The following is a 10000-nucleotide window of genomic DNA, read 5'->3' as shown; positions in this document are numbered from 1 at the left end:
TACGGCGTCAAGCGGCTGTGCAGCATCCTCGGCATCAGCCGCTCGAGCTTCTACTACTGGCGCCGGACAGCCGCCGACCGGGCCGCCCGGCAGGCGGCCGACGCGCAACTGGCCGCCCGATACGGGCGGTGCACCTGGAATCGGACGGTACCTACGGAGCCCCGAGGATCACCGCCGAGCTCCGCGAGACCAGCGGTGAGGCGGTCAACCACAAGCGGGTCGCCAGGATCATGCGGGAGTCCGGGATCGAAGGGGTCCGGTTGCGCCGCAGGCACCGCACCACCGTCCCGGATCCGGTTGCAGCCAAGGCTCCGGATCTGATCGGTCGCGACTTCACCGCAGGCAAGCCGAACACGAAGTACGTCGGCGACATCACCTACCTGCCCATCGACGGCGGGAAGTTCTGCTACCTGGCAACCGTCATCGACCTCGCCTCGCGCCGTCTGGCCGGCTGGGCGATCGCCGACCACATGCGCACGGACCTCGTGACCGACGCCCTGGCGGCGGCCGTCCGCACCCGCGGAAGCCTAGCCGGATCGATCATGCACACCGACCACGGAGCCCAGTACACGAGCAGGGCCTTCGCTGAAGCCTGCAGGTCGGCAGGGGTCCGACAGAGCATGAGCGCGGTCGGGTCCAGCGCGGACAACGCTCTCGCCGAGTCCTTCAACGCGACCTTCAAACGCGAGACTCTGCAGGGACAAAAGAGCTGGCCAGGCGAGCGCGAGGCCCGACTCGACGCGTTCAGATGGCTCCACCGCTACAACACCCGGCGCCGACACTCCCGCCTCGGACAGCGATCACCGATCGCCTTCGAGAACGCCCTCCACCTCACACCAACTACGCTGACACCAGCCGCATAACCCGTGTTCAGGATTCGGGGTCAAGGCCCCTCCTCGTCCACGGCCAGGAGGGCAAAGGCTATCGGCGGCGAACCGAACAGCGCCTCCCCGACCTGGGTCTGGCGCTCTTCGAAGGGCTGGATATCCGCATCCGCCGTGCCGTAGAACCGCTCGATCTCCCCGATCAGCCCGGCCACGGCCCCCACGTCGCTCTTCTCGGCAGGCCGGATCACCACCCTCATCCGCGGCCCGGCTCAGCCGGCCGCCTGCCGTGCCGCGTCGTCGCCCGCACGCCCCTGCCTCTCGTGCTCCGCACGCGCCGCCTGAAGCAGACTCCGCCAGGACGTCACCGTGGGACGCCGCCGCAGGAGCGAGCGCCGCTCCCGCTCCGTCATCCCGCCCCACACCCCGTGCTCGATACGCGAATCGAGCGCATGGACGAGGCACTCCGTGCGCACCGGACAGCCCGAACAGAGCGCCTTGGCTTTGTGCTGCTCCGCACCCTGGACAAACAACTCGTCCGGTTCCGCGGTCCGGCATACCGCCCGCGCCATCCATGATTCCCCGGCTTCCCCGCCCACCGATCGTCCCCTCCCCGATCTCCCCGGCCCCCGCCGCTCCCTGGTCCCCGGCAGGAACCAATCGAAACGCTATGCCAAACGGGCAGGCACCGGAACACCCGCCCCGACAGCAACTCCACAGGGTGACAGGCCTCTTGACGGATCCGGCAGTACACGAGCACGCTCCCCGGCCCGCCCACGATCACCGAGGCCACCGCCGTCCCTGCACGCGTGGCACCGATCTCGACGCGCGGGAGATGCAGCGCAACCGATGCGTCGCCGGTGGCAGCAAGGGGTGCTCCGAGGAACGCTGACCCTGCCGTAGGCGGTCCGCTACAGGAAGCTACTGTGCTGGTCATGCACCAGTCACGGGGATCACTGATAGCTGCCGCCGCCGTTTCCTGCCTGCTGCTCACGGGTTGCGGCAGCGACGGAGACGACAAGAGCGGCAGTGCGGCCGAACCTTCGGTGATCGGCACGCCGGTGGGCAAGCCGATCCAGTCGCCGGAAGCGACGCCGCAGAGGAAGAGCAACAGCGTGCCGGAGCCGGATCCGGATGCGCCCTACATCGAGCACGTCAAGTACGAACTGGCCACGCGCACGGTGAAGATGGCCGGCGTCCCGGCCAGGACCAGCACCACATGCGACAAGAAATCCGTCCGGCCCGCCGCAGGCGCCAAGGTCACCTGCACCGTCACTTACGAAGGCATCAAGGTGACCTGGCCGGTGGAATTCACCGGCAAGCCCGGTTTCGGCGGCATGGGCGACGGCTACGAAGCCCAGCCCAGCACCGGCATCCTCACCCGCGAGGCCGCCCTCACCTACTTCCTGGGCAACCACCGCGAGCCAAACCAGACCAAACACCGCTGCACCCCGATGCCCCGCGTCACCAAAGTGCCACTCGGCCAGCCAACCAAATACCAGTGCTCCTACTTCACCGCCAAAGCCTCCACCCGGGGCGAGGACATGTGGATCACCCAATCCCTCCTCAGCACCGCCGACGGCCCCCGCGCCCGGATGTAACAACCAGGGACGCCCTCACGCCCCCCGGACACCCACAACGCGGCAGGCGTGGGAGCAGGACTGCCCCGGACCGACCGCACAAGAGCCGGCCCCGCGGCAGCTCGCAGCCCTTGACCGCCGGCCGCGAAGGGCCGCGTCCGGACAGAAGGCCACTGGCATGACGAAGCCGTCCGCCAATTTCCCCCGTGGCGGACGGCTCCCGTCCATGTGTCCAGAGATCCAAATCGGTGCAGGCAACAAGGTGCTCTAGCCGCTGAGCTACGCCGACCCGAAGTCGACGACGGGATTCGAACCCGCGACCGCCCCAATGCAGTGGAAGTAGCCCGCCCCTGCGCACCTGGACCTCTCCACCGTAGCGATCACCCCACGCCGGTGCACTGCATTATCCGTCCGCAGCACAGGAGCCGCGGGGCTCATTACAGGGCGCTGCCGGAGGCCGGCGCAGCCCTGCTCATCGCGGACAGCGGATGGCCGCTAGCGGACACCGGCAGCGGCACACGGCGTGCGAACGCGCGGCGCAGGAGCATCGGCGGGTGCCCGCGCAGGGCCCACAGTGCGCGCCGGATCCGGCAGGCCAGGGGTGCGGAGCGCTCCTTGGCGAGGTCGGCGTTCCACATGGCGGCCACGGCCGGGCCGCCGGCTCTGACCGCCTGGGCGTCGCACGCGAGTTCGGCCCACCAGCGGTGGGCGGTCACGGACAGCACGGCGGCCAGCGTGCTCAGGGCGGCAGCGGGAAGGGGCAGCAGCCCTGTTCGCAGTGGCCCGGCAGCGGGTTTTGCGGAGAGCTTTCAGGTGCTCCGCGCACCGTGCCGGTACACCTCGGGCAGCCGCCCTGCTTGGCCGTGTCCTACGCTTGCGCCCTCATGCGGCTGCGGAGGCCGCTGTTCAGGGGAGTGACGATGAGCGACTGCATCCGTAGGGCCGCGTTGTTGGCTGGGCCTGCGGCTCTCGTCACGGTGCTCGTGAGCGGTTGTTCCTCGGGCGATGAGCCGACCGGCAAGCACGGGGCGTCGGCTACGGGGTCCGCAGGGGCGAACAACTCTGCGGCGAGCAGGAAGGCTGTCGCCGCCCCTACGCTGAAGCCGGGCCAGAGCGGGACCTTCTCGAACGGTTCGAACAGGATGCGGGTTACGGTCGTCAGCGTGAAATACCCGACTCGGGCAGAACTTGATCGGCCCGTGACGGGCGCCGGGCGATACGCCGTCAACCGCCTCGCCGTGAAGAACACGGACAAGGAGGCTGGGGATTTCTCGGCCGTCCTCGCCACGTGGGAGAACGCAGAACACTCTCCGACGGAGGCGAACAGGCAGGGTGACTCCACCGGGTTCGCGAAGCTGAACAGGACGTATAAGCCGGGGCAGTCGGCAACAGGAAACGTCGTACTCTACGTCGGCGCCAAGGGAGGCACGGCCGCTTTCCTCGACCCTACGGGTGACTCGGGCTCGGTCTACAACGTCCGCGACCCCCAACCGCCGCTATTCAAGGTGGCCATGCCCCGGTAGGCACCGCACGACCGCGACGGCCCTAGTGCTGGATTCCTCTTTCGGTGGGTATACGGCTTGGTGGCGGGGTAGTTGAGGGTGCTCGGGGGCGGGTGCTGGATCATGGTTTTACGGGCGCGGCCAGGGCGTGATGAGGACGAGCGGGCTGTTGTTGGCCGCTTGTCGCGGGCTCGTAAGACGCCGCGTGATGTGGTGATGCGGGCCCGGATGGTTGAGTTGAGTTGGTCGGGGCTGCGGGTTCCGGCGATCGCCGTGGAGCTGGGATGCAGTCAGAAGACGGTCCGCTGCTGGCTGCACCGGTTCAACCGCTCAGGTCTGCAGGGGCTGGATGATCTGGGCGGGCAGGGGCGCAAGCGGCGGATCACCGAGGAGGAGCGATCGAGAATCATCGCCCTGGTCAAGAGCGTGCCGCCGGGGCGGCTGCGGTGGGAGCCCGTCGGGGAACTGTGGGCTTTCGACGAGTCCGGACCGCCGGAGTGGACCCTGGATTCCCTGGCTGCGGCGGCGCGGGCCGGGGGGATCGAGGTGGGGCGCTCGCAGGTCCGCCGCATTCTGCTCGCCGAGGGTGTGCGCTGGCGCCGCACCCGGTCCTGGACACGTTCGAAGGACCCGGACTTCGTCCCAAAAGGACACGGATCATCGGCCTCTACACCCGACCGCCCGACGGTGCGACGGTGGTCTGCGCCGACGAGTTGGGGCCGGTGATCCCGCGGACCTTCCCGCCCGCACCCGCCTGGTCACCGGACGGGCACCGGATCAAAGCGGAACTCGACTACGGCCGCGGACCGGAGAAGACCTGGGTCTACGGCGGTCTGCGGCCGGCCGACGGGCAGGCCGTCACGATGACCGCGTCCTCCCGCAACAGCGTGTTCTACCAGCAGTTCCTGCAGCTGCTCGAGGACGCCAATCCGGTCGGGGAGCTCTGGATCGTCACCGACAACCTCTCCAGTCACAACAGCGTGTCCACCCGGGCCTGGCTCGAGGACCACCCGCGCATCCACCATGCCTTCATCCCGGTGGGCGCGTGCTGGCTCAACCTGCAGGAAGGCTGGTGGCGCATCTTCCGCAAAGCTGCTCTCGCCGGCCGGTCGTTCGCCAACCGCGACGACATCGAATACGCCACCATCCTGGCAACCAGCCAGCTCAACTCCCGTGCCTCCCCCTGGATCTGGGGCAGACCAGCACCACCAATCCGCCGACTGCGGCGCCGATATACGTACACCGTTTGAGGAATCCAGCACTAGGCCTCATCCGTGACCACCTCCGCCGCGGCATCCGCCTCGCCGCGGGGCAAGACGGCCCAGACCGCGTCGGTCATCGTCGACTCCCAGTCGATCAAAGCGTCCGAAACCGTCAGCAAGGCGACACGGGGATGGGACGGCGGGAAACTCATCAACGGGAGGAAGAGGCACGTCATCTGCGACCACCGCAGTCTCGTCCTGCTCGTCATGGTCACCCCAGCTGACGCTCAGGACTCATTGGCTGCAAGGGAGTTGCTAATCCGCCTCGCCCTGATGCACCCGGAGATCGCCATCGTCTGGGCCGACTCCGCCTACGCCAAGAACGGCCTGGTGCCATTGTCAGCATCTGGGCCTGGTCGGTGGAGGGTGGGAGGCTGCGTTTATGCCGCTGGTGGGTCTGTCGTTCTTCGTGCGGGACCGGTTGAACGAGGTCGCGGAGGAGGCCGTCGTCTTCCATGTGCTGGTGTGTGATCCGGCGGTGGTGGGTGTGGGCGGGTGTGAGTGTGATTGCCGGGGCCGGCGGTGGATGTCGGGGTTGATCTGATGTGTATGGCGTTGCCGTATGAGCTGCATCCGCTGTGGCGGGAGGAGTGGCGCCCCTAGGAATATCGGGCTGGTGGGTCAGAGCGGGCGCAGGGGCAGCCGGTCTTGCAGCCCCGCGTGTTCGATGGCCGTGTCGGCGGCGGGTCCGGTCCGGGCGATGTCGACTTCAATGCCGGCTGTGTCCAGGGCCTGGCAGATGCCCAGCAGGGTGAACAGGCCGCCGTTGTCGCAGTGGGTGAGGGCGGACAGGTCCAGGATCAGCCGGCGTCGTTCGCCAGACAGGCCGCAGTCACTGACAGCAAGACGGGCGCGTCTCTTGTGAAGTTTTGCCGGCCCCTCATCCTGTGACTGGTCCCGTGTCCCGCGCCGCCCTTGCGAGTGCACGGACCAGTTCCGTCTCTGCTGCCGTCGGCCAGATCAGGGCCCAGCTTGCCATCGGGGCGTCGTGCGGGTGGAGGTATCGGAGGCCGTGCCACTGGTAATAGCGTGCGGCATCGCCGTGGACGAGGCTGATTGCCTCGCCTGCTGCGACCACCGCGGCGAGCTCTTGGAACGAGGAGACCTTCGGGCCGCGCCGGATGGGCCGGCCGGCGGGGGTGTGGGTGGGCACGAGCGTCTGCAGCCAGTAGTCGGGGACGGGTGTGGCGGAGTGGGGGAGGGGCCAGTCGGCCAGGTCCTCCATGCTGACGGTTTCGCGGCGGGCGAGGGGGTGGTTGGTGGCGACCATGAGGAGCAGCGGTTCGGTGACGACGATCGGGCCGACGGTGAGATCTGGTTCCCGGACGGGCAGCCAGGCGGTCGCCACTTCGACGGAGCCGTTCCGCAGGGGGCCGAAGGGGTCCGTGAAGATGATCTCCTGGATGCGGAGGTCGACCTCGGGGTGCCGGCTCCGGAACAGGTCAAGCAGGCGTACTTGGTCGTGTGCCTGGGGGCCGTGCAGTCCGAGGGTCAGTGTGCTGGTGGTGCCGCGGGCGGCAGCGGTGGCCGCGCGGGTGCCTTCGAGTATGCGCTGGTAGCCCGCGCTGAGGTCTTGCCGCAGTTGTCTTCCGATGGCAGTGAGCTCGACCTGGCGGCTGTTCCGGGCGAAGAGGCGCGCGCCGATCTGCCGTTCCTGTTGGGCGATCGACTGGCTCACTCGCGCCTGCGACACGTGCAGGCGGTCCGCGGTCCGGCCGAAGTGCAGTTCCTCGGCCAGCGTCAGGAAGATCTCGATGTCCCGTAGTTCCATTGCCCCCGCCTTCAGCGATAACTCCTGGGTTATCAGACCATGTGAAGCCGGGGATTGTTCGCGCGTTTCCCGCGCTGCATCCTGTGTCACGTCCTCTCCGAGGGCATCGGTTGGTACTCAGCGCAGACGCAGGGAGATGATGTGCTCGCACCGCTCGCCTACGGTGTGGCCGTGGTGCTTGACCTCCTGGTCGTCTTCATCGGGCTCCGCTTCTTCTTCCAACCGCAGGCCGCCGCCGCTGGCTACGGTGTGCCGGCCAAGGAGAACGGCGACTCCGCGTACCTGACCGTCAAAGGGCTGCGGGACCTCGTCTCGGGCCTACTCGGGCTCGCCCTGCTGGCCTTCGCAGACACAGGCGCAGCGGCCTGGTTCATGCTCGTGATCGCGCTGACCCCGCTGGGAGACACGGCGATCGTCTTGCGCAACGGTGGCACCAGAGCAGTGGCCTTCGGCATCCACCTGGCCACGGCAATCGCAGTCCTTGTCTCGGCCGCACTTCTCTTCGCGGCCTGACCTCTACGCCACACCGCCACTCCGCAGCTTCGAGGAAGCGAGCAGATGTCCCTGATCCACCCGGATTTCGACCGGTCTCTTGTCGTGCGCGAGGCCGACGCCGAGATCATCGGGCGCGCCCCGACCACCATCAGTCTGCTGGCCGACAGCCACGCCACGGGAGGTGCGCTCTCCACCCAGCGTGTAACCCTTGCCGACGGCGCGATGGGCGCGAACCCCCACCACCACGCCCATTCCGCCGAGCTCTTCTACCTGCTGGAGGGCACGGCCCAACTCCTGTCCGGTGAATCGGTCGTCACGGCCCGGCGGGGCGACCTCGTCGTCGTTCCGCCGAACGTCCCGCACGCCTTCGCGGCCGCCCCTGGCCAGAGCGCGGACATCCTCATCGTGATCACCCCGGGGGTGGAGCGGTTCGAGTACTTCCGCCACCTCGAGCGCATCGCGTACGGAAAGGTCCCGCCAGAGAGCCTGATGGACGTCCAAGAGCTGTACGACATGTACTTCCGGCAGAGCGAGGCGTGGAATTCCGCTCGTGCCTGATTCTGCGGGGTCCGCAGGCCGGGCGGGTGGCCGCGACCGGGGAGCACATCACCCGATACACGAAAAAAGGAGAAAGATGCGGTGGCGGAGCATGGTCGCAATCGGTACGGCAGTCCTGGCGCTGGCGGCGGTCAGCGGCTGCGGCAGCGAGGAGGGCGGTGGCAGGAACAGCGCGGCCGACGGCAGCGGATACGGGCAGTCCGCAGGCAGCGGGGGCCGGCTCATGGATACCGAGCCGAAGGGCCGCCCCGGGGCCGCGACCATGGCGGACATCGAAACGTTCGTCAGCCAGCGCACCACATGCACCGATCTGCACATGGAGGACAAGGACTACGACGACGAGGACGACCCGGACGCCGAGTCGGCCGGCAAGCTGTGGGGCATCCAGGAGCGCGCCGTCTGCTGGGACGCGCAACGCAATGGGGTGACACTCATGTCCGTCGACGACATGAAGAGCTTCCAGACCCAGGCCCGGAAGCGGGGCCCCGCCGGCTACCTCCTCGGAGAGAACTTCGCCGTCCAGGGCGGCCCCACGACACGCACCGGCCTCAAGGGCTCCGGGCTTCTCGCCCTCGTCTGCGACCCCGAGACCGAGATTCCAAGCGGTTACACGAAGGAGAAGGGACTCGTGGACGGTTGCACACTGACCGATTTCATCTCCTGACGTCCCTCGGCTGACGAGAGCTCGGTGCGCGGGTCGCCCTGGGGCGGCCGGTGCGATCCGCCGCTGACGGTACTGGCTGCGGGGGTTCGTGGCGGTGGGAATGAGGATCTGATGGCGGTGCGGCCGCGCGGGGCGCCGGGGTCACTGGCCTCGGCTGCGGGCTTCGGCTTCCTGCAGTGTCGAGAACCATGGGAAGTGTTTGGACGTTCCGGTGATCTCCAGGCGACGTCGTGCAGGAGTGCTGAGAGGGCCGGCGAGCCAGGGCAGGCTTCCCGCTCGCTGATGATGCTGCAACAGTGCGTTCAGCAGCCGGGCGCTGATGTCCTTGGTGCGGGATATCTCCACCACGACCTGCTTGCCCGTCAGGTGGCCGGCCTCCAGGGCCATGTCCAGCAGGTCGAGGTCGCTCTGGCGGTCGAACGCTCCCTCGATCAGCACGGCGAACAGGTGCGTGCACTCGACCACGCGCACAGCCTGTCGCTCGGGAACCGGAGTAGCCATACCCCCATGATGCATCCGGCAGGGCGCGCGCCCGCTGGTCAAGCATGGATCTCCAGACTTCAGTTGGCAGGCCGGGGGGATCTGTTCCGGCGTCCCGTTGGTCTTCTGCGCGAGGGGTGGTCGAGACCGCCCTGCGGGTGTCCGGGCGGCAGGCTTCCCGAAGACGCCCGCGGACCTGGCCTTTGACGTTGTCGGCGGCTCGGGCGTGCGCTCCGCGCAGCCGGAGCATCGCTGGTCGTCCCGGCGCTGCAGCCCTGCGGGAGAGCGGGCCCGGTGGATGGTGCACCGCGTCACCGGCCGGGGTGGCCCCATCCGGCGCGGCCGTCGGGGGTGATGAGGATGTAGACGGGGGCCATGCCGGTCATGGTGTGTCCCTTCGGCGGCGTCCGGAGACGGGGCAACCTACACGTGCAGCCGGCACCCCGGGTCCGGGTCTGCCGGGGGCGGCGCTTGCCTGCTGCTTGCCGGAGGTGTTCCGGTCATGCTGTCGGATGGCGCATCTGCGGGGCGGCGGTGGGGGGAAGAGGTGGGCAGAGTCCTCGCGCCCGGACCCCGAGCGGGGGCTCGCCGGCTGCACCGGGCGGGGAGGGGTCGGGACTCTTGCCGGGCGGCATTTCTTGCCCTGGGCAGCTGTTGTCCTGCGGAAACTCTTGGCTCGTGCATGCGGCGTGGTGGGGGTGGCGAATAGGCCGGGGCCGGGGCCGGGGCCGGGGACAGGGCGGCTCGGCGGTGGGAGTCTGGGAGTTGGCCGGCCGCCGCCGCGCCGGGGCGGCGGCCGCCGGCCGGCGCGGGGGACCCCCCAGACACCACTAAACAACCCCCAGCCCCCGCCACGCCCGCCGA

The 10000-nt window shown here is 68.7% G+C and carries 15 protein-coding genes and 1 pseudogene; 9 read left to right on the top strand and 7 right to left on the bottom strand.

Translation table 11 applies throughout. The annotated features are described in order from the left end of the window. A pseudogene (locus ACWFR3_RS45765) lies at positions 1 to 863 on the top strand (IS3 family transposase); the annotation flags it as partial. A 20-nt stretch (positions 864 to 883) separates the two neighbouring features. Here ACWFR3_RS45765 and ACWFR3_RS45760 read toward each other — a convergent pair. Continuing rightward, the gene (locus ACWFR3_RS45760; protein ID WP_453740654.1) at positions 884 to 1084 is read right to left on the bottom strand and encodes a hypothetical protein; all 201 of its coding nucleotides are present in this window, start codon (positions 1082 to 1084) and stop codon (positions 884 to 886) included. 12 nt (positions 1085 to 1096) lie between these two features. After that, positions 1097 to 1396 (bottom strand): WhiB family transcriptional regulator, encoded by a 300-nt coding sequence (locus ACWFR3_RS45755; RefSeq protein WP_453740653.1) that lies wholly within the window; start codon positions 1394 to 1396, stop codon positions 1097 to 1099. Positions 1397 to 1750: 354 nt separating this feature from the next. Here ACWFR3_RS45755 and ACWFR3_RS45750 point away from each other — a divergent pair, with 354 nt between their 5' ends. After that, positions 1751 to 2425 (top strand): hypothetical protein, encoded by a 675-nt coding sequence (locus ACWFR3_RS45750; RefSeq protein ID WP_453740652.1) that lies wholly within the window; start codon positions 1751 to 1753, stop codon positions 2423 to 2425. A gap of 416 nt (positions 2426 to 2841) precedes the next feature. Here ACWFR3_RS45750 and ACWFR3_RS45745 read toward each other — a convergent pair whose 3' ends face one another. Next, positions 2842 to 3129 (bottom strand): hypothetical protein, encoded by a 288-nt coding sequence (locus tag ACWFR3_RS45745; protein ID WP_453740651.1) that lies wholly within the window; start codon positions 3127 to 3129, stop codon positions 2842 to 2844. 195 nt (positions 3130 to 3324) lie between these two features. On the opposite strand from ACWFR3_RS45745, the gene ACWFR3_RS45740 reads away from it, so the two are divergent. The 3 genes from ACWFR3_RS45740 to ACWFR3_RS45730 all read left to right on the top strand — a co-directional run bounded on the left by ACWFR3_RS45740 (position 3325) and on the right by ACWFR3_RS45730 (position 5156). Next, entirely contained in the window at positions 3325 to 3927 is a 603-nt protein-coding gene (locus ACWFR3_RS45740) for a hypothetical protein (RefSeq protein ID WP_453740650.1), read from the top strand. A 102-nt stretch (positions 3928 to 4029) separates the two neighbouring features. Then, positions 4030 to 4632 carry a helix-turn-helix domain-containing protein gene (locus ACWFR3_RS45735; protein ID WP_453740649.1) on the top strand — a complete coding sequence of 201 codons (603 nt, stop codon included), beginning with the start codon at positions 4030 to 4032 and terminating at the stop codon, positions 4630 to 4632. Next, the gene (locus tag ACWFR3_RS45730; protein ID WP_453740648.1) at positions 4602 to 5156 is read left to right on the top strand and encodes a transposase; all 555 of its coding nucleotides are present in this window, start codon (positions 4602 to 4604) and stop codon (positions 5154 to 5156) included. Before ACWFR3_RS45735 ends, ACWFR3_RS45730 begins: the two co-directional genes overlap by 31 nt. 11 nt (positions 5157 to 5167) lie before the next feature. Here ACWFR3_RS45730 and ACWFR3_RS45725 read toward each other — a convergent pair whose 3' ends face one another. After that, positions 5168 to 5320: a hypothetical protein gene (locus tag ACWFR3_RS45725; protein WP_453740656.1), complete on the bottom strand. Its 153-nt coding sequence runs from the start codon at positions 5318 to 5320 to the stop codon at positions 5168 to 5170. Between ACWFR3_RS45725 and ACWFR3_RS45720 the strand changes: the two genes are divergently transcribed. Then, complete coding sequence (locus ACWFR3_RS45720; protein ID WP_453740655.1) at positions 5262 to 5639, top strand: transposase; 378 nt, start codon at positions 5262 to 5264, stop codon at positions 5637 to 5639. The genes ACWFR3_RS45725 and ACWFR3_RS45720 overlap by 59 nt on opposite strands. A 150-nt stretch (positions 5640 to 5789) precedes the next feature. Here the strand turns inward: ACWFR3_RS45720 and ACWFR3_RS45715 are convergent, their stop codons facing one another. Both ACWFR3_RS45715 and ACWFR3_RS45710 read right to left on the bottom strand, forming a co-directional pair. Beyond that, a complete protein-coding gene (locus ACWFR3_RS45715; RefSeq protein WP_453740647.1) occupies positions 5790 to 6095 on the bottom strand; it encodes an STAS domain-containing protein in 306 nt (101 codons plus the stop codon). Further along, complete coding sequence (locus tag ACWFR3_RS45710) at positions 6049 to 6939, bottom strand: LysR family transcriptional regulator (RefSeq protein WP_453740646.1); 891 nt, start codon at positions 6937 to 6939, stop codon at positions 6049 to 6051. Before ACWFR3_RS45710 ends, ACWFR3_RS45715 begins: the two co-directional genes overlap by 47 nt. 141 nt (positions 6940 to 7080) lie before the next feature. On the opposite strand from ACWFR3_RS45710, the gene ACWFR3_RS45705 reads away from it, so the two are divergent. The 3 genes from ACWFR3_RS45705 (at position 7081) to ACWFR3_RS45695 (ending at position 8656) form a co-directional block, all read left to right on the top strand. Then, the gene (locus ACWFR3_RS45705) at positions 7081 to 7452 is read left to right on the top strand and encodes a DUF4267 domain-containing protein (protein WP_453740645.1); all 372 of its coding nucleotides are present in this window, start codon (positions 7081 to 7083) and stop codon (positions 7450 to 7452) included. A gap of 45 nt (positions 7453 to 7497) precedes the next feature. After that, positions 7498 to 7992: a cupin domain-containing protein gene (locus tag ACWFR3_RS45700; RefSeq protein ID WP_453740644.1), complete on the top strand. Its 495-nt coding sequence runs from the start codon at positions 7498 to 7500 to the stop codon at positions 7990 to 7992. A gap of 91 nt (positions 7993 to 8083) precedes the next feature. Beyond that, entirely contained in the window at positions 8084 to 8656 is a 573-nt protein-coding gene (locus ACWFR3_RS45695; protein ID WP_453740643.1) for a hypothetical protein, read from the top strand. Positions 8657 to 8797: 141 nt separating this feature from the next. On the opposite strand, the gene ACWFR3_RS45690 is transcribed toward ACWFR3_RS45695, so the two are convergent. Further along, positions 8798 to 9157 carry a hypothetical protein gene (locus ACWFR3_RS45690; RefSeq protein WP_453740642.1) on the bottom strand — a complete coding sequence of 120 codons (360 nt, stop codon included), beginning with the start codon at positions 9155 to 9157 and terminating at the stop codon, positions 8798 to 8800. Between the last annotated feature and the right edge of the window lie 843 nt (positions 9158 to 10000).

The organism is Streptomyces sp. NPDC055189, from assembly GCF_053606765.1.
The sequence above is the reverse complement of the archived record's forward strand: the minus strand, read 5'-3'. Positions and strand labels throughout refer to the sequence as shown.

Bases quoted from the DNA above. Each gene is read 5' to 3' on its own strand.
- ACWFR3_RS45710 (WP_453740646.1), bottom strand. From the start codon at position 6,939: ATGGAACTACGGGACATCGAGATCTTCCTGACGCTGGCCGAGGAACTG.
- ACWFR3_RS45690 (WP_453740642.1), bottom strand. From the start codon at position 9,157: ATGGCTACTCCGGTTCCCGAGCGACAGGCTGTGCGCGTGGTCGAGTGC.
- ACWFR3_RS45760 (WP_453740654.1), bottom strand. From the start codon at position 1,084: ATGAGGGTGGTGATCCGGCCTGCCGAGAAGAGCGACGTGGGGGCCGTG.
- ACWFR3_RS45700 (WP_453740644.1), top strand. From the start codon at position 7,498: ATGTCCCTGATCCACCCGGATTTCGACCGGTCTCTTGTCGTGCGCGAG.
- ACWFR3_RS45755 (WP_453740653.1), bottom strand. From the start codon at position 1,396: ATGGCGCGGGCGGTATGCCGGACCGCGGAACCGGACGAGTTGTTTGTC.
- ACWFR3_RS45740 (WP_453740650.1), top strand. From the start codon at position 3,325: ATGAGCGACTGCATCCGTAGGGCCGCGTTGTTGGCTGGGCCTGCGGCT.
- ACWFR3_RS45695 (WP_453740643.1), top strand. From the start codon at position 8,084: ATGGTCGCAATCGGTACGGCAGTCCTGGCGCTGGCGGCGGTCAGCGGC.
- ACWFR3_RS45735 (WP_453740649.1), top strand. From the start codon at position 4,030: ATGGTTTTACGGGCGCGGCCAGGGCGTGATGAGGACGAGCGGGCTGTT.
- ACWFR3_RS45725 (WP_453740656.1), bottom strand. From the start codon at position 5,320: ATGAGTTTCCCGCCGTCCCATCCCCGTGTCGCCTTGCTGACGGTTTCG.